Genomic DNA, 19,806 nt, shown 5'->3' with positions numbered 1-19,806 from the left:
CTTCTATCAAGGCTTCGGCGCCATTGAGGACCAGACCGGGCGGCTGATGCTTTGCAGCGTTTCTGGCGGCGCACCGTTGATGCGTGCCAGCAGAGCCTTGGCAAGCTCCCTGCCCGCAAGTTTTATGTCCTCGTTGACTGTGTGGATTTGCGGCTGGATCCAGTTCAGGAATTCGGCGGACTGTTTCGACACGATATCGATATCCTTGCCGATCCTGACACCGGCTGCCTCAAACCCCGCCACAAGCGCAATCGTGCTGCTGCCGCTGATGGAGACAATGCCGTCAGGGCCATCGTCTGATTGCATCAGGCGCTTGCCGAAATCGCGGATTTTGTCGAGCGGCGTCTCGATGGTGATGGCATCCAACGGGAATTCGGAAACGCCGAAATCCCTGATACCGCGGGTGAACCCCTTGCGGGCGTGGTCGTGGAACGCAAACCGCGATGGCGGCACGATGATGGCGATCCTCTTTCGCCCACATTGCGCCAGCCGCTCCACGGCCTCATAGGCATAAGCCTCGTTATCGAAATCGTGATAGGCGTGCTCAATGCCCATGTCGGACCGCCCATGGGTAACGAAGGGCATTTTGCGCTCCGTCATGAAACGGACGCGCGGATCGTTCGGCTCGATTTTGGAGATAATGACCCCGTCCGCCGAACCGGTTTCGAGAATGTAGCGGATCGGCACCATGGAATCCTTGGCGTGGGTGTGAGGGGTAACGACGAGGTGATATTGCGTCGTCGCAAGAACCTCGGTGATGCCGAATACCATCTGGCTGGTGAAGCCCATCAATTCCTCGTCGACGCTCAGCACCAGCGCGATCACATTGGTCTTGCCGGTGCGAAGGCGCACACCAGCTCGGTTCGGCTGGTAACCGATCTGCTGGGCAATCAGCCGCACGCGCTCCTTGGTTTCCGCGCCGATGTCAGGCGCATCCTTCAGCGCGCGTGACACGGTGGTGATGCCAAGACCCGTCATGTAGGCGATGGTCTTCAAGGTCGGGCGCTCGCCCGTTGTCGCCTTCGCTTCGTCCCTGCCGGAATTACCAGTATCGTTCATGTCATTTCGCCACGCTTTGCAGAACAATAATCATAGATAGCTTTTTGTTTCTTGCAAAGGCAAACGTCGCCGGTCGCCGTCACACCCGATCCGGTCTTCGGGCCTTTGGCTATAACGATGTAGGTCGTGAAAAATATCGAACAGACTTATCCCGGATTACCGACCTTACGCGCTCTCGAAAATTCTGCTCGAGAGAGAAACAATGCCAATAAACTAGATTAATTAGTATCAATAATTAATTGATATTTATAAATAAAAGTCAATAGATATCAAGGCATCCGTACCCGTGGTTTTCCAATAGTACCAACGGGCATTTTTCGCGCATGAAGTTTCACTCCGAAGACATGACGGAACGATTGTTTTACGGTAACGTTGCCGGAGGGAGGAGATTGCCGAGCTGAGGGAGCTGGATAACGGCTGGCTGGCGGGCATGCATCTTCCCCAGATTCCGACACAAGCCTGCGTCATAATGGCCAGCTTATCCTATTTGAATTCGTCCATGCAGGGTCCCATCATGATTTCTTCCTCCACGCCCGAAACCGTCATCGATCTGGCCGGGCTCTGGCGCCTGACCTCGCTGGAAGGAGACCATACGACCGACCTTACCGTGCCGGGAGACGTTCACAGCGCACTCAAAAACGCGGGCATCATTCCAGACCCCTATCACGGTGCCAATGAAAATGCGGTGCAATGGGTCGCGCATCGGGACTGGATCATAGAGCGGACCTTCATCCTCGATGACGCCGATGCCAGCTGGTATCTCGATATAGATTATCTCGACACCGTCGCGATCGTCTTCGTCAACGATGTCCCGGTCTTGAGTTCGGACAATTGCTTCCGACGTTACCGTCCCGATGTGTCTCGCGCCGTGCGGCCCGGTGAAAACACCATTCGTATCCATTTCCACTCCAACATCGCAGCCGGGGCGGAACGGCAGGCGCGACAACCTTTTTACATTCCCTATCATGAGGGCAACTCGCCGATTGCCAACGGCAACATGTTGCGCAAGCCACAGTGCCATTTCGGCTGGGACTGGAATATCGCGATCGCTCCGCTCGGCCTTTATGGCAAAATCCTGCTGAAGCGCCTCGATACGGCACGGGTCGAACACGTCGTCACCTCACAACATCATGTCGAGGGCGGCGTCGAGCTGCATGTGGCAATCACGCTGTTTGCCGAAGGTCCGGCGAGCCTTCCGCTCTATCTTTCCCTCAACGACGAAAGGCTGCGGCTTGATTGCGGCGTGGGTGCGGGTGAGACGGTGGTGCGCCACGTCTTCTTCGTAGAAGAGCCCGCGCTGTGGTGGCCGGCGGGCAGCGGCGAACAGACGCTCTACACGTTGGCGGTGGAGTTGCCGGATGAAACCGTCACCCGCAGGATCGGCTTCAGGACCATTGAACTTCTGACGGACAAGGATGAGGCAGGTAGCCGATTTGCCTTCCGCATCAACGGCCGGGAAATCTTCTGCCGTGGCGCGAACTGGATTCCATCCGATGCGCTTTATTCGCTGACCAGCCGCGAAAAAACCGAAGACCTTCTATGTTCGGCCGTCGAGGCCAATATGAACATGATCCGCGTCTGGGGCGGCGGGTTTTACGAGGAAGACTGGTTCTACGATCTCTGTGACCGTCTCGGTCTTCTGGTCTGGCAGGATTTCATGTTCGCCTGCAACCTTTACCCCTGCAGCGAAGACTTTCTCGACAATGTCGAACACGAGGTCGACTATCAGGTAAAACGCCTGTCCTCCCATCCGTCCATCGCGCTCTGGTGCGGCGACAACGAATTGGTGGGTGCCCTCACCTGGTTCGAGGAGCCCCGCAACAACCGCGACCGTTATCTCGTGGCTTACGACCGCCTCAACCGCACTATCGAAAAGGCGCTGAAAAAAGCCGCCCCCGAAGCACTCTGGTGGCCCTCCAGCCCGGCTTCAGGCTACCTCGATTATGGTGATGCCTGGCATGCGGATGGTTCCGGCGACATGCATTACTGGTCCGTCTGGCACGAAAACAAATCGTTCGACAATTACCGCTCGGTCAAACCGCGCTTCTGCTCTGAATTCGGTTTTCAGTCCTACACCTCCATGCCTGTCATCCGCACCTATGCGGAAGAGAAAGACATGAACATCGCCTCCCCGGTGATCGAACTGCACCAGAAGAATGTCGGCGGCAATGAGCGCATTGCTGGCACCATGTTCCGCTATTTCCGCTTTCCGAAGGATTTCGAAAATTTCGTGTATCTGAGCCAGGTACAGCAGGCGCTGGCCATCCGAACCGCGGTCGACTACTGGCGCTCGCTGAAACCCCATTGCATGGGAACGCTCTACTGGCAGCTCAACGATACCTGGCCGGTTGCATCATGGTCGAGCCTGGATTACGGCGGCGGCTGGAAGGCGCTGCATTATGCTGCCCGCCGTTTCTTCCAACCGGTCTCGGTTTCCGCCATTCCCTCGGAAGACGGGCGCCGGTTAAGTTTCTCCATGGTCAACGACACGGCGGAAGATGTCGAGATCGACATGAATATTGTCGCCCTCACCATGGAGGGTAACCGCGTGCCGCTGAAATCTGCCAACGGCACGTGCGGTACGGACAAGGCGGCGACGCTGACCGAAATCGACATGGACAGCCTGCCTGATGGTTCCATTCTTGCCTGGAACTTCATAGCATCCAACGGCATGACAGGCGAAGGCCATCATGTGCGCGACACCTACAAGTCTCTGGAGCTACAGCCCGCTGGACTGACGTTCTCCACCGGCACATTGAAAAACGGCCAGCTCGAAATCGATGTCACCGCAGCAGGTCTTGCCCTCTTCGTCATGCTGGAGGCCGATCAGCCCGGGCGTTATTCCGACAATCTGTTCGATCTCGCAGCGGGCGAAACACGCCGGATCATCTTCACCCCGAAGGCGGGCAGCGGGCAGCCGCAGTTCCGTATCTTCGATCTTTATACCTGCCAATCCTCGCATTGAAACCACGCGGCGAAAGGCTTAACCATCCTTAGCGGAACGGCAGGCAACGTTGCGCCTGCCCTCATCTTTCAAAGGTTTGCCGGCTTCTCCGGCAACCATTCATCAGCAAGTGGAGGAAGACCCATGGTTTGGCAACCGGCCGAAAACCGATATACATCCATGAAATACAATCATTGCGGAAAGACTGGCCTGAAGCTGCCGGCGATCTCGCTCGGGCTGTGGCACAATTTCGGCAACGACACACCGCACCAAACCAAACAGGCCATTTGCCGCCGCGCCTTTGACCTTGGCATTACCCATTTCGATCTCGCCAATAATTACGGTCCACCGCCTGGCAGCGCCGAAACCGCCTTCGGCGAAATCCTGAAGACGGATTTTAGAGGCTACCGCGATGAAATGATCATCTCGTCCAAGGCGGGCTATAACATGTGGCCCGGTCCCTACGGTGAGTGGGGCAGCCGCAAATATCTGATATCGTCCTGCGACCAGAGCCTGAAGCGCATGGGGCTGGACTACGTTGATATCTTCTACTCCCACCGTTTCGATCCCAACACGCCGCTTGAGGAAACCTGCGGCGCGCTGGACCAGATCGTGCGCTCGGGCAAGGCGCTCTATGTCGGCATCTCGTCCTACAACTCGAAACGCACCCGTGAGGCCGCCGCGATCCTGAAAGATCTCGGCACGCCCTGCATCATCCACCAGCCGAGCTACTCCATGATCAATCGCTGGATCGAGGAAGACGGTCTGGTCGATACGCTGGAAGATCTTGGCATTGGCTCCATCGTCTTTTCGCCGCTGGCGCAGGGCATGCTGACGACGAAATATCTGGGTGGCGTGCCTGATGGCAGCCGTGCATCGCAGAGCAAGTCACTCAACCCCGCCTTCCTCAACGAGCGCAATGTCGAAAACATCCGCGCGCTCAATCGCATTGCCGAGCGGCGTGGCCAGACGCTCGCGCAGATGGCAATCGCCTGGGTGCTGCGCGGTGGTCGCATCACGTCGGCGCTCATCGGTGCGAGCCGTGTCGAACAGGTCGAGGATTGCGTCAAGGCGCTCGACAATGCCGATTTCTCCACAGAGGAGCTTGCGGAAATCGACGGTTACGCGAAGGACGCGGATATCAACCTCTGGGCAAAATCCGCTGAACGCGTTTAATACTTGAAACAGGGTGCCCGGTTTCCACCGGGCAGCCTGATCGACGCAAAAGCTGGACTGAAATCTCCAACAGAAAGATTAACGTCCCCGTCTAACCATTAACAACCATTACATAAATGTAATTTTAAATTCAGTTTCCGTTCATTCGTTTATTCGTAAGTTCTCCTTATCGAAACACGAGAGGAAACATTCATGAAAAAGTTCGTCACCATTCTTCTGGCCGCAACTGTTCTTGCTGCTCCAATGGCCCAGGCACAAAGCCGCCACGACGATCGTCATCGCGGTGTAACCGTCGAGCGTCACACGACCACCAAAAAGGTCATCGTCAAGAAGCACCGTTGGGATCGCGGTCAGCGCCTCTCGCCAGCAGAGCGTCGTCATTTCGTCGACCGCCGCGACTATCGCCGTTACCGCCTGGCAGAGCCGCGTCGCGACCAGCGCTGGGTACGCGTCGACAACCAGTTCCTGCTCATCAACGCCGTCACCGGCCTGATCGTTGGCCTTTCTGCGGCACGCTAAGTAAATCGACGGATGAAACGAAAAAGGCCCGCTTGCGCGGGCCTTTTGTTGTTTATCGTTATAGCCGATCAGAAAATGTCGGCGCCGCTGCCCCATGGGCCATGCGACTTGTCGACACCGTCGGTGCGTTCGAAGCCATGCGCCCCGAAGAAATCGCGCTGCGCCTGAATAAGGTTCGCGCTGCCGCGGGCGCGACGATAGGCGTCGAAATAACCAAGCGCGGAAGCGAGTGCCGAAACCGGCAGACCGGAGAGAACCGCGTAGGAAACGACACGGCGCAGGGCGGCGTCGGTGTCCTTGACGATGCCGGAGAAGGCAGGCGTCACGATGAGGTTGGCCACATGCGGATCCTTGGTGAAGGCCGAGGTGATCTCATCGAGGAATTCCGAGCGGATGATGCAGCCGGCGCGCCAGATGCGGGCGATCGTCGGCATCGGCAGGTTCCAGTTGAACTCCTTCGATGCGGCCGACATGACGGCAAAGCCCTGTGCGTAAGCACCGACCTTGGCGGCCAGAAGCGCGCTTTCCAGATCGGCGATAAAGGCCTTTTTGTCAGCGGGTGCAGCTGCAACGGTCGGCAGGCCGAAGATCTTCTCGGCAGCTTCGCGCTCGTCCTTCTGCGACGACAGGATACGGGCAGCCACGGCGGCCTCAATGGCAGTTGCGGCGACGCCCATGTTCTGCGCCTCGATAACCGACCACTTGCCTGTACCCTTCTGGCCGGCCTTGTCGAGGATCAGATCGACCATCGGCTTGCTGGTGATCGGATCGGCAGCGCGCAGAACCTTCTCGGTGATTTCGATCAGGTAGGAGTTGAGACGGCCCTTGTTCCATTCACCGAATACATCGGCGATTTCAGACGCACTCATCTTCAGGCCGTCACGCAGGATGCCGTAGATTTCGGCGATCATCTGCATGTCGGCATATTCGATGCCGTTATGGATCGTCTTGACGAAATGACCGGCACCGTCATTGCCGAGCCATGCCACGCACGGATCGTCATTATACTTGGCGGAAATGGAGGTCAGAACCTTCTCGACGCGCTTCCAGCTATCTTCGGTACCGCCGACCATGATCGACGGTCCGTGACGCGCACCTTCTTCACCGCCGGAAACGCCCATGCCGATAAAGGTCAGGCCGCTATCCTTCAGATTGTCGAAACGGCGGATCGTATCGCGGAAATTCGCATTGCCGGCGTCGATCATGATGTCGCCGTTCGAGAGATGCGGCTTCAGGATTTCCATCTGCTGGTCAACTGGATCGCCGGCCTTGATCATGATGATGATCGGGCGCGGAGGACGAATGGCGGCGACGAATTCCTCGATGGTTTCGCAAGGGATCAACTGCCCCTGCAAGTCCCCAGCCTCGGCGTAGAATTTTTTCGTCGCTTCAGGGGTTCGGTTGAATACGGCAATCTTGTTGCCCTTTTCCGCGATGTTCAACGCCAGGTTCGAGCCCATGACGCCGAGACCGATCAAACCGATTTCTGCCTGTTCCACGGATGTGCCTCCATCTTGCTTTTAGGTGGTCGTGTTGTGGCACTGTAATGAACAAACGGCAAGGCTAGGGGCGACTGAAACGATTAAATTTTGATGACGCAAATCAGCTTTGCATATTTGCGACAGGTCGGGGGAAGGTCGTAACCAATGCGCCTCCCCTAGGAAGGTCGTGGCCGGTCGTCGCCATCGTCCAGCGCTCGCCAGGCAGCGCCGTCCATATCCTCATATTGCCCTGATCGCACCGACCAGAGGAAGGCGAAAAGCCCGAGCGCTCCGAGAAACAAGGCGACGGGGATGAGATAGATCAACATGTTCATGCCGGTTGCGCCCCCTCGCCCGCAAATCCGGTCGGCACGCTCTGTTGCGCAGAAACGGCTTCAGCCGTTCCGGCAAGACGCAGCGCATTTGCAACAACGATGAGCGACGATGTCGACATGGCGATGGCCGCGATCATCGGCGTCGCATAACCGGCAATCGCAATCGGCACGGCAATGACATTGTAGCCGATGGCAAGCGCGAAGTTCTGCCGGATAAGCTGTCCGGCCCGCCGCGATGTCTCGATGGCGACAGGAACGGCATCCAGATTCTCGTGCATGAACACGAAGTCGGCGGCTTGCCGGCCGATATCGGCGGCGGTTGCCGGTGCCATGGAAACATGTGCTGCAGCCAGCGCCGGCGCATCATTGATGCCGTCGCCCACCATCAGAACCTTGCGTCCCTCGCCTGCCAGCGCCGCACAGCGCCCCGCCTTGTCTTTCGGCGACAGGTCGGCGTTCCATTTCGCAATGCCCAGACGCTGCGCCATGGCCTTCACGGCCGGCACCCGGTCCCCGGACACGATTTCCAGCACCAGTCCTCGCGCAGAAAGGCTGCGCAGTGCCTGTACGGCGCCAGGACGCGGATTGTCCTCGAAACCGAAACTCGCCAGATACCCGCCGTCAAGCGAAAGCACCACTTCCGATCGCGCGTCGCCGTTTTCCAGTTGCGATTCATCCGGGCAGGCAAAACGGCGGTTGCCAAGCCGGTAGGTTCCCGCCGGCGTGAGAGCCTCAACACCGGAGCCGGGAATTTCACGCACCGCGTCGTAGACCGGTAAAATTCCGCCATAGGCTGCATGCAGGGCTTTGGACAGCGGATGGCGTGAATGGGCGGCAAGGCCAGCCGCGATCGCCATCGTGGCGGGGTTCACATCGCCGGTTTCCACCAGTCGCGGCTTCCCGACCGTCAGGGTGCCTGTCTTGTCGAACAGAACGGTGTCGATTTCGGCCAGTCGCTCCATCGCCGAGCCTTCCTTGACCATGATGCCATGCCGAAAGAGCCGGCCTGCCGCCACCACCTGCACCACCGGAACAGCAAGGCCAAGCGCACAGGGGCAGGTGATGATGAGAACCGCAATCGCGATCAGCATCGCCTGCTTCCAGTCACCGCCCAAAACGCCCCAACCGAGAAAGGTCATGAGAGCAAGAAGATGTACGACGGGCGAATAATAGCTCGCGGCACGGTCGGCAATCCGCCGATAGCGCGCCCGCCCCCCTTCCGCCGCCTCCATCAGCCCGATCACTTCCGACAGAAACGAATCCTTTGCCGATGCGGTCACCCGCGCGGCGAGCGAACCGGTGAGATTGAGCGTGCCTGCCTGAAGCAGATCACCCGCCTCCACCCGACGCGGCGCGCTTTCGCCGTTGACAATGGACATGTCGAGATCGCTGCTTCCGCTGGTGACGATCGCATCCACCGCCACGCGGTCACCGGCAGCAATCGCAATCGTCATACCGGGTAGCACATCGCCAAGCGGGCGATATTCCCGCGTTCCGTCCTCACCGATAACGGTTGCGCCGCGTGGTGAAAGCCGGGCCAGGCCCGCAATGGCCGAGCGCGCCCTGTCACGCATGATATGGTCAAGCGTGCGGCCGATCAGCAGGAAGAACAGCAGCGACACGGTCGCGTCAAACCACGCGTGTTCGCCATGATGAATCGTCTCCCACAGCGAGATTGCGTAGGATAGCGTGATGGCGAGCGCGATCGGCACATCCATATTGGTGCGCCCGTGCTTCAGCGCATTCCAGGCCGACTGATAGAAGAACCGGCCGCCATAGATCAGCGCCGGCGCGGCAATCATCGCCGAAATCCAGTGGAACATGTCACGCGTCGCGGCATCGGCCCCGGACCAGACGGACACGGATAGAAGCATGATATTGGCGGAAGCAAAGCCGCAGAGCGCCACCGCCCTGATCAGTTGCGAGCGCAACACGTCCGAAGCATCCTGTCCGCTCGCGAAAAGATGCGTCCGGTATCCGGTTGCAAGGATTGCGCGGGCAAGTTCGGCGGGATCTGTCCTGATGCCATCGACATACTCTTTCCAGACAATCGCCACCCGTTTTGAGGACAGGTTCACGCGCGCCTGCTCCACCTGGCGGAGACGGCGCAGCGCCGTTTCGATGGTGGTGATGCAGGTGCCGCAATAAACGCCGGGCACGCTGAGATCTGTCTGGCGCAGCCCCTGCCCCAGATCGCGGCTTGCCAGCATCAGCTCCTCTGATGATGGTGGGTTGACCGGTTCTCCGAGTTGAAGCGACCCTTCCGTTCCCGGTGCACAGCAGCTCATTGACGCCCCCTGATCACCGCGATCCGCGTGCCTTCATGCACGATGATCCTGCCGTCTTTTACGGCAGTGACCTCGACGATCCATTGGCCGGGCAGCATGTCATGCGGGCCGGTGAAGACCCCGGTAGACACCGGGGTCAGCTCCATGTCGAAATTCTGGTGCTCGCCGACCGGCCGGCGAAAACGCGCCGTTACCGTATCCGTATCCACAGGGCCGGTATCTGGATGAAAAACTTCGTAGCGCACGGTCTTATCATCCACCACGAGCCTGCCCTTGATGCCGGTCGCGGCCCTTGCCTTGGCGGCCTCGGCCTTGGCGTTGAACTGCTGGCTGGCAACATAGGTATTGGGCACCACCAGCCCGCTCCAGCTGGTGACAGCGTTCCAGGCCATCACCATGTTGACTGTGATGACGATGCCGAAAAACATCACCATAACACCCAGCATATGCCAGCCGGTGAAAATGAAACCGGACGTCTGGCGATTGGTCGTTGTCATTTTTTCACTCCCGGAGCGTTGAAGACGGCGTCGTAACGGGCCGTCTCATGGCCGCCCGTATCGCTGACGATGAATTCGAAATTTTCAGCAGCCCGCGCGACGTGACTGCCCGGCAGGGTGACGAACACCTTCAGCGTTGTCGCCTCGTCAGGTTCCACCATCACCTCGAAGCTGCGAGAGGCTGCATCCGGCACGCCGTTTATCTTCATCACCGCACTTGGAATGCCCTCTATCGTCAGGCTCATTAGGCGCGGTTGCGGCACCATGTTGAGGATGCGAACGGTATAGCCGTTACGGATGGACCCGTTCGATTCGAGCACATATTGCGGATTGCGGTCGTGCAGCACATTCAGAGCCAGCCGCTCGCGCGTCACCAGAGCCAACAGCAAGCCGATGCCGACTGCACCCCATATTGCCGTGTAAAGAAGCGTGCGCGGGCGAAAGACGATGCGCCAGTCGAAATGGCGAATGCTGTTTTTGAACCCGCCGTCCTCGTTGCGCACATTCGCAGGCCGGATTGCGTGCTGGCCGTTGCCGGTCGCAAGCGCCATGTTGGACTGGTATTCGGACAGCGTCGCATAGGCGATCAGCCCGCGTGGCTTACCAATCTTGTCCATCACCCCATCGCAGGCATCGATACAGAGCGCGCAGGTGATACATTCCAGCTGCTGCCCGTCCCTGATGTCGATGCCCATGGGACAGACTGCGACACAAGCATTGCAATCGACGCAATCGCCGACGCTCTCCCCTGTGGCCGCAGCCTTTTTGGCGTGCCTCGTGCGAGGTTCACCGCGCCAGTCATTATAGGTCACGACCAGCGAGTTCTCATCCAGCATCGCCGCCTGAATGCGCGGCCAGGGACACATATAGGTACAGACCTGCTCCCGCATCAGCCCGCCGAAAACATAGGTTGTGGCGGTGAGTATCGCGACGGTCGTATAGGCGATCATCGGTGCCTGTCCCGTCATGAACTCCCTCGCCAGCGTCGGTGCATCGGCAAAATAGAAGATCCATGCCCCGCCGGTCAGAACGCCGATCACCAGCCAGATTGCATGTTTCATCACCCGCTTGCGCAGCTTGCCGAAAGTGAAAGGTGCTGCATCGAGCTTCATGCGGGCATTCCTGTCGCCCTCGATCGCCCGCTCGACGACCAGAAACAGGTCCACCCAGACGGTCTGCGGACAGGTATAACCACACCACGCGCGTCCCACGGCGGAGGTGATGAGAAACAACCCCAGACCCGCCATGACCAGCAATCCCGCGACGAAAAAGAACTCCTGCGGCCAGATTTCGATGAAGAAGAAATAAAAGCGCCGGTTGGCAATATCGATCAGCACCGCCTGGTCGGGCGCATAGGGACCGCGATCCCAGCGCAGAAACGGCGTCAGATAATAAATGCCGAGCGTAACCAGCATAACCAGCCACTTGAACCGCCGGAACCGGCCCTCCGCGCGCTTCGGGAAAATTTTCTTGCGCGCTTCATAGAGGGGTTTACGCGTTTTTGCGGAATTGACAGCTTCCGCCTCCAGCCTTTCGACGGGCTGTTGCGGGCGGTCCTGTCCGACGGGATAGATGTTCATGATTGCAGTCCGTTTTTATCTCCTTGCTTTCTCCCATCTCACCGGCGAAACATCCTTGACTTACATCAAGCGCGGACAAAGTGGCGCAGCCTGCGGCCTGCATTAAACAGGGAGGATGAGATGCCAGTCATGCAGTCAAAAATCATTCATCTGTCGGTGGAAAAACCATGGAGCCATGTCTTTGATTTCGCCTCCAACCCGCAAAACATGCCGCACTGGGCCGCCGGTCTAGCAGGCGGTCTTAAACCAGACGGCGAGGACTGGATCGCCGATGGCGGCCCGTTGGGTGAGGTCCGCGTCAATTTCGCGCCCTTAAACGAATTCGGCGTGATAGACCACGTCGTAACATTGCCGGATGGCATGAAGGTGTATAACGCGCTGCGGGTAACACCGAATGGCAGCGGTGCCGAAGTCAGCTTTACCCTGCTTCGCCTGCCGGACATGACGGACGAGGATTTCGAACGGGATGCGGAGATGGTCCGGGTCGATCTGGAAACACTGAAGTCGCTGCTCGAAACGGATTGAAGGATAAAACGATGACCACGAATACGAATGACCGGCGCATCGACTATGTCGAATTCAACGTCGCCGATATCGAGCGCAGCAAGGAATTTTACGGCGGCGCTTTCGGCTGGTCCTTTAAGGATTACGGCCCGCAATATTGCGAGTTTTCCGATGGCCGGCTGACCGGCGGTTTCACCACCACGGCACCTGTGTCAGCCAAGGGTGGACCGCTTGTCATTCTTTACGCCGCCGATATCGAGAATGCGCACCGGCGTGTCGAGGCAGCCGGTGGGCAGATCAGCGTCGCCATATTCGCCTTTCCCGGCGGACGCCGTTTTCATTTCACCGATCCGGATGGATACGAACTGGCCGTCTGGTCTGATCGATAAGAAAAAGGGCCGCATCGAGCGGCCCTTTCCATTTGTTGACTGTTACGTTCACTCGCCACCGCCCAGCGAGTGCACGAAGATCGCAAGCTGCTTGACCGTGGTATCACCAAGCCGTTCACCCCAGGCGGGCATGACCCCGTGTTTTGGCGACCGTATCTGCGCAACGATCCCCTGCTCGCCACTGGCCTTCAGCCAGATCGCGTCGGCCAGGTTGGGCGCGCCGAACTCGCGGTTGCCCTTGGCGTTCTCACCGTGGCACGAGGCGCAATTGTCGGCGAAAATCTGTTTACCGGGTTCTACGAGCGCCGGGTTGGAAGGCGTTCCTGTCAGGCTGACCACATAGGCGGCGACCTCGCGGATTTCCTCGGACTTGAGGATATCGCCGAAGGCCGGCATTTCCGACAGGCGCGTATCGGGATCGTCGGCAAAACGAATGCCGTGCTTTACCGTCGTATAGATATCCTCGACGCTGCCTCCCCACATCCAGTCATCGTCGTTGAGGTTGGGGTATCCCTGCCCGCCTTCCGCACCTGAACCGTGACACTGGATGCAATTGACCTTGAAGGCGGCGGCACCGCCGGAAAGGGCAAATTGCCTTAGCGTCGGATCGGCCTCAATCTCGGCGAGCGAAGAACTGGCGATTCTGTCGGAATAGACGCTCTGCGCCTGTTTGGCGTCCGCCATATCGGCGGCGATCTCGGAACGGCTGCTCCAGCCGAGCAACCCTTGCGTTGCGCCATTGATCAGCGGCCATGCCGGATAGGCGATGGTGTAGCCGATGGCCCAGAGGATCGTGAAGTAGAAGGTCCAGACCCACCAGCGCGGCATCGGATTGTTAAGCTCGCGAATACCGTCCCATTCATGGCCGGTGGTTTCGACGCCGCTGATGTCATCAATGTGTTTTTCGGACATATCCTAGTCCTCCTTAAGCGGAATGCTGGCGGCGTCGTCCGCAGCTTTTTTCGATCCGGGACGAAGGGTGAAAACGACGACGCCGGCGAAGAACAGGGTCATGGCAAGCAGGCCCCAGCTATCGGCGAAGTGGCGCATGGCCGTGTAGGTTTCCATCGTGTCGCCTCCTCACCGATATCCGGCGGCATCGTCATAGGTCGAGAAATCGACCAGCGTGCCGAGCATCTGCAGATAGGCAACCAGCGCATCCATTTCGGTAAGCTTGGCTGGATCGCCATCGAAATCGCCGACTTTCGCTTTCGGGTAACGCGCCAGAAGCTCGGTCGTATCGGCGTTCGGATCGGCCTGCGCTTGAAGATCAGCCGCTGATTTCTCGATCATCTCGTCGCTATAGGGCACGCCAACGGCGCGGTTAGCCTTCAGCTCCATGGAGATATCCGTAATCTTCAACGGCGTGGTTTTAAGGAACGCGTAGGACGGCATGATCGATTCCGGCACGACGGAGCGCGGATCGGCCAGATGCTGCACGTGCCATTCATTCGAATAGCGGTCGCCTACGCGTGCGAGGTCCGGCCCCGTGCGCTTGGAACCCCACTGGAACGGGTGGTCGTACATGGATTCCGCCGCCAGGCTATAGTGCCCGTAACGCTCCACCTCGTCGCGGAACGGCCGGATCATCTGGCTGTGGCAGACATAACATCCCTCTCGGATGTAGATGTTGCGCCCGGCCAGTTCGAGCGGCGAGTAGGGCCGCATGCCCTCCACCTTCTCGATAGTGTTTTCGAGATAGAAAAGCGGCGCGATTTCCACGATACCGCCGATTGAGACGACGAGCAGCGAACCGACCAGAAGCAGAGTGGCGTTGCGTTCGATGACGCCGTGTTTGTCGAGTATGGACATCGGCCCCTCCTTATTCAGCGGGCTGCAGCGAAGGTGCGGCGTCATTTCGGACGCCCTCCTCGCGTTGACGACCGAGGATGGTCATGGTGACGTTGTAGGCCATGATCAGCGCGCCACTGAGGAACATCAGGCCACCCAGCGCACGCATCACGTAATAGGGGAACAGCGCTGCGACCGATTCCGCGAAGGAATAGACGAGGAAGCCCTGCGTATCGTATTCGCGCCACATCAAGGCCTGCTGGATGCCGGCCACCCACATCACGGCGGCGTAGATGACGATGCCGATCGTGGCGAGCCAGAAGTGCCAGTTGACCAGTTGCAGGCTGTAGAGACGATCCCTGCCCCACAGTTTCGGCGTCAGATAATAGATGGCACCGAAGGTGATCATGCCGTTCCAGCCGAGAGCGCCGGAATGCACGTGGCCGATGGTCCAGTCGGTATAGTGGCTGAGCGAGTTGACAGCCTTGATCGACATCATCGGACCCTCGAAGGTCGCCATGCCGTAGAAGGCCACCGCCATTACCATCATACGCACGATGGGATCGGTGCGGATCTTGTCCCAGGCGCCCGATAGCGTCATCAGGCCGTTGATCATGCCGCCCCAGGACGGCATCCACAGCATGATCGAGAACACCATGCCGAGCGTCTGCGCCCAGTCCGGCAACGCCGTATAGTGCAGATGGTGCGGACCGGCCCAGATATACATGAAGATCAAAGCCCAGAAGTGGATGATCGACAGGCGGTAGGAATAGACCGGGCGGTTCACCTGCTTGGGAATGAAATAATACATCATGCCGAGGAAGCCGGCGGTGAGGAAAAAGCCGACGGCGTTATGGCCGTACCACCATTGCGTCAGCGCATCCTGCACGCCCGAGAAAGCGGAGTAGCTCTTGACGCCGAGGAACGACACCGGAATGGCGAGGTTGTTGACGATATGCAGCATGGCGATCGTCACGATGAAGCTCAGATAGAACCAGTTTGCCACATAGATATGCGGCTCCTTGCGCGTGAGGATCGTGCCGAGAAATGCAAGGAGATAGGCGACCCAGACGATCGTCAGCCAGATATCGACATACCATTCCGGCTCGGCATATTCGCGGCCCTGCGTGATACCAAGCAGATAGCCAGTGGCAGCCATGACGATGAAGAGGTTGTAGCCCCAAAATACGAACCAGCCCAGATTGCCGCCGAACAGGCGCAAGCGACAGGTTCTCTGCACCACGTAAAATGACGTGGCAATCAGCGCATTTCCCCCGAAAGCGAAGATCACCGCGGAGGTGTGCAGCGGCCGCATCCGGCCGAAATTGAAATAGGGCGCGATGTTGAGATCGGGAAAGGCAAGCTGAAGCGCCACCACGACCCCGACCAGAAACCCGACCACGCCCCAGAACACGGTAGCGACGACGCCGTATTTCACGACCTCATCGAAATATTCGGATTTCAGCCGGGCGCGCGCGGCCTGATCGACAGGCGCGAAAGAAACACGGCGCAGCAGAAGCACCGTGCTGACCAGAAGCGTAAAGAACAGCACCCACATATGGGCGGCGAAAAGACTGTCGTGAGCGAAAGCAGCCCCGAGCAGCGCGAGAAAAGCCCCAAGGGCCACGATCGCGGTTTCTAACGTGTAATTCATTGTTGGTTTCCCCCAACGTGCAAGCAGACCGACGAAAGGCTTGGCGCGCGCTTTACGAAGCGGAAACGGGCCTTTGCATCGGTTGGAGCATTGCCACCGGCGTGGGGAAGCCACCTTGATCCAGATCAAGAAAGAGAAGCTGTCGCAGCACCGGCAAAACCGAGCCGGGATTTGGCGATAAGAGGTACGTAGAAACTGAAAGAACGGACGCCGACGCGCGACACCGGCTTTATAGGGCTTGCGTCAGCCCTTCATTTTCAGCGGCAGCCCGGCTGCGACGAAATAGACTTCATCGACGATGGCCGCGACGCGCTGGTGTAACCTTCCGGCGTGATCGCGGAATTCGCGCGCCATGCGGTTTTCCGGCACAATGCCAAGGCCGACCTCGTTAGAGACGAGAATCAGTTTCGCCTTGGTGGACGCGATTGCCGCTGCCAGCGTGGCGAACGCCGTCTCGATATCGGCGTTCTCCATCATCAGATTGGTGAGCCACAATGTCAGGCAGTCGATCAGGATGACATTGTCCGGCGCATCCAGCCGTGCGAGCACGGCAGCGATATCAACGGGCGCCTCGTGTGTCGTCCACTCCTCGCCGCGCCGGGCCCGATGATGGTCGATGCGATCGCGCATCTCGTCATCCCATGCCCGGCCGGTGGCCAGATAATGCAGGCGCCCGTCGGCTTTGCCCGCAAGGTCCTCGGCAAAACGGGACTTGCCGGAGCGCGCGCCGCCTAGAATGAAAACGGAGCGGTTTTTATCTGTCATAAAGAACCTGGAAGAAAAGAATAAGACGGACCGGCATCATTGCGGTGTCGCAAGCCAGAGACAGCCGTACATGAAGGGAACGATTCGTAGAAAAAGGCGTCCCCCGGTTACTCACGCCGGACTGCCGATGATACCGGGTCGGAGACGACAAAACCTGTCCGCACGATGCGGGACATTGACAGCCTTGGCAACTCCGGATGCCGGAAACACCGGTCCTGACAAAAAGCTAGGTGCGAACGGTCATTCTGTCAATCGGCGCGCGGTGTCTACGAAAAATCAAGCGGAACCGGTACGCAAAACCTTGACCCGGAACCGGCAGACCTTTCCGTCCGCGACGGGATTGATAAAGCCACTTGGTTACCGGAACGTTAGCAGAAAACGAAATGACGAAGCTGCAACGCGGCGGGAGAATGTTTGCCCATGGAGGCCACTGCCATTGCCTTGCCATGGCCTTCAAATCAATATGGCCGCGAAGATTCGCAAACAGCAAGGTGACCTGCCCGTGATGACCGTCATGGACTATATCTCGATCGTCGTTTTTATCGTGTTATGGGCCACCTATACCCACCTCACGACGGGAACGACGCTGTTTTCGCGAACCAGCCTCAATCAGGCGATGGCGGAGCGTCGACGCGACTGGATTTACAATTCTCTCAAACGCGACTTGAAGATGATCGACACGCAGATCATGGCGGGTTTGCAGAATGGTACCGCTTTTTTCGCGTCTACCTCGATCTTTGCCATCGGCGGCTGCTTTGCTCTTCTGGGGGCGACAGATCGGGTCGAAACCGTGTTTCGCGACCTGCCCTTCGTGCAGTATGCCGGGCGCACGGCCTTTGAACTGAAGGTCATGGGGCTAACCTGCCTTTTCGGCTACTCGTTTTTCAAGTTCGGCTGGTCCTACCGCCTGTTCAATTATTGCACGATCCTGTTCGGTGCCATACCCATGGTCCATGATGTCAACGCGGATCGCGACGCTGCCGAGCGTGCCGCTGAAAACGTCATAAAGATGAACATCATCGCTGCTAAGAACTTCAATGATGGGCTGCGGACGATCTTCCTGTCGATCGGTTATCTCGGCTGGTTCATCAGCCCCTATGTCTTCATCGCAAGCACGGTCATCATCATAGTGGCGCTGTTGCGCCGCCAGTTCTTCTCCGAGGCACGCCGCGCCATCATGGACAGGCCCGGGCCTTGAAATAGCCTTACTTCACGGGCCAAGCCCTTGAGTAGACAACGGCTTCAGACAGCTGAAACAGCGGGAATTATGGAAACAGAAACAGCTGCAATCGACACCCGCCGCAAAGGCCGCATGGGCGGTCTCGATACACTGCGCGGGCTGGCGCTCATCGCCATGGCGTCTTATCACTTCACGTGGAATCTGGAGTATTTCGGCTATCTGGAGCCGGGTACGGCAACCACCGGCCTGTGGAAGCTTTATGCGCGCGCCATTGCAAGCTCGTTCCTGTTCCTCGCCGGTTTCAGCCTGTTTCTCGCCCATGGCAAAGCCATAAACTGGCCGTCCTTCAGCAAGCGTTTTGCAATGGTGGCGGGCTCGGCGCTGCTCATCACCATCGCTACCTATGTCGCCTTTCCGGATAGCTTCATCTTTTTCGGAATCCTGCACAACATAGCCGCTGCAAGCCTTGTCGGGCTGCTGTTCCTGCGGGCACCCCCGCTGGTGACGCTGCTTTTCGCGGCTCTTGCCTTTGCGTTGCCGCACTACGTCCAGTCGGATTTTTTCAACAGCAAATGGCTGGCATGGGTCGGTTTCTCCACCATGCCGCCGCGCTCGAACGATTATGTGCCGCTCTTACCGTGGCTCGCGCCCTTTCTTGCCGGACTTGCGGTTTCGCAATTCGTCACACCGCGCAGCTGGCTGGACCGTTTTCGCAACCCAAGCTCCCCCCGCAATCTGATAGCAACAGCGGGCCGTCACAGCCTTGCCTTTTACCTCATTCATCAGCCGGCGCTGATTGGCCTCGTCTACGCGGTATCACTTGTGGCACCGCCTCCTCCTGTCGACCAGGTGGAGCTTTACAAATCGAGCTGTGAAAAAAGCTGCGTCCAGCAGGCTAACGGCCAGGAATTGTGCCAACGTTTCTGCGGCTGCACGCTTGAAAAGCTGCAGGCAGAAAGCCTGTTTGACATCATGATGGAAGGCAAGCTCAGCGCGGAGCAGCAGACGAAGGTCAGCGACGTGGCGCAACAGTGCACGGTTGAGGCGCAATAAAGGACGACACACATCAATCCACGCTCTGCGTCATCCTCGGGCTTGACTCGAGGATCTATCCACGTCGCGTAAAATCAAAAGCATGACGAAGTGAGAGGTTTTCCTCTCCGCGGGAAATCTAGGGCCATCACGTCAAGCGCGACGGCGGGAAACCTGCATCAGGTCCCTACGCCGATTTCGGCAAGGCGCGTAAGGCAGGCCTCTTCGACATTGTCGAGTTCAGCCAGCGTCTCTTCGATGTCCTTGCGCTTTTGCCTGAGATCGGCGCGCTTCTCATCGACCTTCTTCATCAGAAGCACAAGCTGGCCTGATTCGCCCGGCGGCTCCTTGTAGACGTGAATGATCTCGCGAATTTCTGCGATCGTGAAACCGATACGGCGGCCGCGCAGGATTTCCTGAATGAGACGCCGATCCGCAGACCTGAAAAGCCTCGTACGCCCGCGTCGCTCAGGGTGAATGAGGCCCTCATCCTCGTAAAATCGCAAGGTGCGGGTGGAAACACCGAATTCGCGCGTCAGTTCGGTTATGCTATAATACTTGTCCAAGGGCCTATCCGATTCATAACCGGACAATTATTATTTGACCTTCACG

At 58.3% G+C, this 19,806-nt stretch carries 19 protein-coding genes; 7 read left to right on the top strand and 12 right to left on the bottom strand.

The features are described 5' to 3' along the window. Positions 1-6 precede the first annotated feature (6 nt). Positions 7-1,059 carry a LacI family transcriptional regulator gene (locus tag ACQZ63_RS19155; protein ID WP_111783051.1) on the bottom strand — a complete coding sequence of 351 codons (1,053 nt, stop codon included), beginning with the start codon at positions 1,057-1,059 and terminating at the stop codon, positions 7-9. A 499-nt stretch (positions 1,060-1,558) separates the two neighbouring features. On the opposite strand from ACQZ63_RS19155, the gene ACQZ63_RS19150 reads away from it, so the two are divergent. The 3 genes from ACQZ63_RS19150 (at position 1,559) to ACQZ63_RS19140 (ending at position 5,698) form a co-directional block, all read left to right on the top strand. Further along, complete coding sequence (locus tag ACQZ63_RS19150; protein ID WP_113556005.1) at positions 1,559-4,024, top strand: glycoside hydrolase family 2 protein; 2,466 nt, start codon at positions 1,559-1,561, stop codon at positions 4,022-4,024. A gap of 123 nt (positions 4,025-4,147) precedes the next feature. After that, complete coding sequence (gene mgrA, locus ACQZ63_RS19145) at positions 4,148-5,179, top strand: L-glyceraldehyde 3-phosphate reductase (protein WP_013636166.1); 1,032 nt, start codon at positions 4,148-4,150, stop codon at positions 5,177-5,179. A 192-nt stretch (positions 5,180-5,371) separates the two neighbouring features. Beyond that, a complete protein-coding gene (locus ACQZ63_RS19140; protein WP_003515287.1) occupies positions 5,372-5,698 on the top strand; it encodes an RcnB family protein in 327 nt (108 codons plus the stop codon). 68 nt (positions 5,699-5,766) lie between these two features. On the opposite strand, the gene gndA is transcribed toward ACQZ63_RS19140, so the two are convergent. The 5 genes from gndA to ccoG form a co-directional block, all read right to left on the bottom strand. After that, positions 5,767-7,197, bottom strand: coding sequence for an NADP-dependent phosphogluconate dehydrogenase (gene gndA, locus ACQZ63_RS19135; protein ID WP_113555799.1), 1,431 nt, complete (start codon positions 7,195-7,197; stop codon positions 5,767-5,769). Positions 7,198-7,355: 158 nt separating this feature from the next. Next, entirely contained in the window at positions 7,356-7,514 is a 159-nt protein-coding gene (ccoS, locus tag ACQZ63_RS19130; RefSeq protein WP_003515291.1) for a cbb3-type cytochrome oxidase assembly protein CcoS, read from the bottom strand. Continuing rightward, positions 7,511-9,802, bottom strand: a complete 2,292-nt coding sequence (locus tag ACQZ63_RS19125) for a cation-translocating P-type ATPase (protein WP_111804850.1) — start codon at positions 9,800-9,802, stop codon at positions 7,511-7,513. The genes ccoS and ACQZ63_RS19125 overlap by 4 nt, the downstream gene beginning before the upstream one ends. Then, complete coding sequence (locus tag ACQZ63_RS19120; RefSeq protein WP_111790243.1) at positions 9,799-10,299, bottom strand: FixH family protein; 501 nt, start codon at positions 10,297-10,299, stop codon at positions 9,799-9,801. Before ACQZ63_RS19120 ends, ACQZ63_RS19125 begins: the two co-directional genes overlap by 4 nt. Continuing rightward, positions 10,296-11,879 (bottom strand): cytochrome c oxidase accessory protein CcoG, encoded by a 1,584-nt coding sequence (gene ccoG / locus ACQZ63_RS19115; protein ID WP_111790244.1) that lies wholly within the window; start codon positions 11,877-11,879, stop codon positions 10,296-10,298. Before ccoG ends, ACQZ63_RS19120 begins: the two co-directional genes overlap by 4 nt. Positions 11,880-11,999: 120 nt before the next feature. Here ccoG and ACQZ63_RS19110 point away from each other — a divergent pair, with 120 nt between their 5' ends. After that, positions 12,000-12,404: a polyketide cyclase gene (locus ACQZ63_RS19110; RefSeq protein WP_080798497.1), complete on the top strand. Its 405-nt coding sequence runs from the start codon at positions 12,000-12,002 to the stop codon at positions 12,402-12,404. Between the two features lie 11 nt (positions 12,405-12,415). Next, the gene (locus ACQZ63_RS19105) at positions 12,416-12,772 is read left to right on the top strand and encodes a VOC family protein (RefSeq protein WP_003515303.1); all 357 of its coding nucleotides are present in this window, start codon (positions 12,416-12,418) and stop codon (positions 12,770-12,772) included. 48 nt (positions 12,773-12,820) lie between these two features. On the opposite strand, the gene ccoP is transcribed toward ACQZ63_RS19105, so the two are convergent. From ccoP to cobU, 5 genes are all read right to left on the bottom strand, one after another. Continuing rightward, entirely contained in the window at positions 12,821-13,684 is an 864-nt protein-coding gene (gene ccoP / locus ACQZ63_RS19100) for a cytochrome-c oxidase, cbb3-type subunit III (RefSeq protein ID WP_003515305.1), read from the bottom strand. A gap of 3 nt (positions 13,685-13,687) precedes the next feature. Continuing rightward, positions 13,688-13,840: a CcoQ/FixQ family Cbb3-type cytochrome c oxidase assembly chaperone gene (locus tag ACQZ63_RS19095; RefSeq protein WP_003502810.1), complete on the bottom strand. Its 153-nt coding sequence runs from the start codon at positions 13,838-13,840 to the stop codon at positions 13,688-13,690. A 12-nt stretch (positions 13,841-13,852) separates the two neighbouring features. Beyond that, positions 13,853-14,584 carry a cytochrome-c oxidase, cbb3-type subunit II gene (ccoO, locus tag ACQZ63_RS19090; RefSeq protein ID WP_113555797.1) on the bottom strand — a complete coding sequence of 244 codons (732 nt, stop codon included), beginning with the start codon at positions 14,582-14,584 and terminating at the stop codon, positions 13,853-13,855. Between the two features lie 10 nt (positions 14,585-14,594). Continuing rightward, positions 14,595-16,217, bottom strand: a complete 1,623-nt coding sequence (gene ccoN, locus ACQZ63_RS19085) for a cytochrome-c oxidase, cbb3-type subunit I (protein WP_113555796.1) — start codon at positions 16,215-16,217, stop codon at positions 14,595-14,597. 243 nt (positions 16,218-16,460) lie between these two features. Continuing rightward, on the bottom strand, positions 16,461-16,982 hold the full coding sequence (cobU, locus tag ACQZ63_RS19080) for a bifunctional adenosylcobinamide kinase/adenosylcobinamide-phosphate guanylyltransferase (protein ID WP_019566244.1): 522 nt from the start codon (positions 16,980-16,982) through the stop codon (positions 16,461-16,463). 505 nt (positions 16,983-17,487) lie between these two features. Between cobU and ACQZ63_RS19075 the strand changes: the two genes are divergently transcribed. After that, a complete protein-coding gene (locus tag ACQZ63_RS19075) occupies positions 17,488-18,180 on the top strand; it encodes a DUF599 domain-containing protein (RefSeq protein WP_013636176.1) in 693 nt (230 codons plus the stop codon). 69 nt (positions 18,181-18,249) lie between these two features. After that, positions 18,250-19,215, top strand: coding sequence for a DUF1624 domain-containing protein (locus ACQZ63_RS19070; protein ID WP_113555795.1), 966 nt, complete (start codon positions 18,250-18,252; stop codon positions 19,213-19,215). Positions 19,216-19,373: 158 nt separating this feature from the next. Here the strand turns inward: ACQZ63_RS19070 and ACQZ63_RS19065 are convergent, their stop codons facing one another. Beyond that, positions 19,374-19,760: a MerR family transcriptional regulator gene (locus ACQZ63_RS19065; RefSeq protein WP_003515319.1), complete on the bottom strand. Its 387-nt coding sequence runs from the start codon at positions 19,758-19,760 to the stop codon at positions 19,374-19,376. Positions 19,761-19,806 lie beyond the last annotated feature (46 nt).

This window comes from Agrobacterium sp. CG160-95, from assembly GCF_053521725.1.
The sequence above is the reverse complement of the archived record's forward strand: the minus strand, read 5'-3'. Positions and strand labels throughout refer to the sequence as shown.

Bases quoted from the DNA above. Each gene is read 5' to 3' on its own strand.
- ACQZ63_RS19140 (WP_003515287.1), top strand. From the start codon at position 5,372: ATGAAAAAGTTCGTCACCATTCTTCTGGCCGCAACTGTTCTTGCTGCT.
- cobU (WP_019566244.1), bottom strand. From the start codon at position 16,982: ATGACAGATAAAAACCGCTCCGTTTTCATTCTAGGCGGCGCGCGCTCC.
- ccoP (WP_003515305.1), bottom strand. From the start codon at position 13,684: ATGTCCGAAAAACACATTGATGACATCAGCGGCGTCGAAACCACCGGC.
- ccoS (WP_003515291.1), bottom strand. From the start codon at position 7,514: ATGAACATGTTGATCTATCTCATCCCCGTCGCCTTGTTTCTCGGAGCG.
- ACQZ63_RS19155 (WP_111783051.1), bottom strand. From the start codon at position 1,059: ATGAACGATACTGGTAATTCCGGCAGGGACGAAGCGAAGGCGACAACG.
- ACQZ63_RS19150 (WP_113556005.1), top strand. From the start codon at position 1,559: ATGCAGGGTCCCATCATGATTTCTTCCTCCACGCCCGAAACCGTCATC.
- ccoN (WP_113555796.1), bottom strand. From the start codon at position 16,217: ATGAATTACACGTTAGAAACCGCGATCGTGGCCCTTGGGGCTTTTCTC.
- ACQZ63_RS19120 (WP_111790243.1), bottom strand. From the start codon at position 10,299: ATGACAACGACCAATCGCCAGACGTCCGGTTTCATTTTCACCGGCTGG.
- ACQZ63_RS19110 (WP_080798497.1), top strand. From the start codon at position 12,000: ATGCCAGTCATGCAGTCAAAAATCATTCATCTGTCGGTGGAAAAACCA.
- ACQZ63_RS19070 (WP_113555795.1), top strand. From the start codon at position 18,250: ATGGAAACAGAAACAGCTGCAATCGACACCCGCCGCAAAGGCCGCATG.
- ACQZ63_RS19105 (WP_003515303.1), top strand. From the start codon at position 12,416: ATGACCACGAATACGAATGACCGGCGCATCGACTATGTCGAATTCAAC.
- ACQZ63_RS19125 (WP_111804850.1), bottom strand. From the start codon at position 9,802: ATGAGCTGCTGTGCACCGGGAACGGAAGGGTCGCTTCAACTCGGAGAA.
- ccoG (WP_111790244.1), bottom strand. From the start codon at position 11,879: ATGAACATCTATCCCGTCGGACAGGACCGCCCGCAACAGCCCGTCGAA.
- ACQZ63_RS19095 (WP_003502810.1), bottom strand. From the start codon at position 13,840: ATGGAAACCTACACGGCCATGCGCCACTTCGCCGATAGCTGGGGCCTG.
- ACQZ63_RS19075 (WP_013636176.1), top strand. From the start codon at position 17,488: ATGACCGTCATGGACTATATCTCGATCGTCGTTTTTATCGTGTTATGG.
- ccoO (WP_113555797.1), bottom strand. From the start codon at position 14,584: ATGTCCATACTCGACAAACACGGCGTCATCGAACGCAACGCCACTCTG.
- mgrA (WP_013636166.1), top strand. From the start codon at position 4,148: ATGGTTTGGCAACCGGCCGAAAACCGATATACATCCATGAAATACAAT.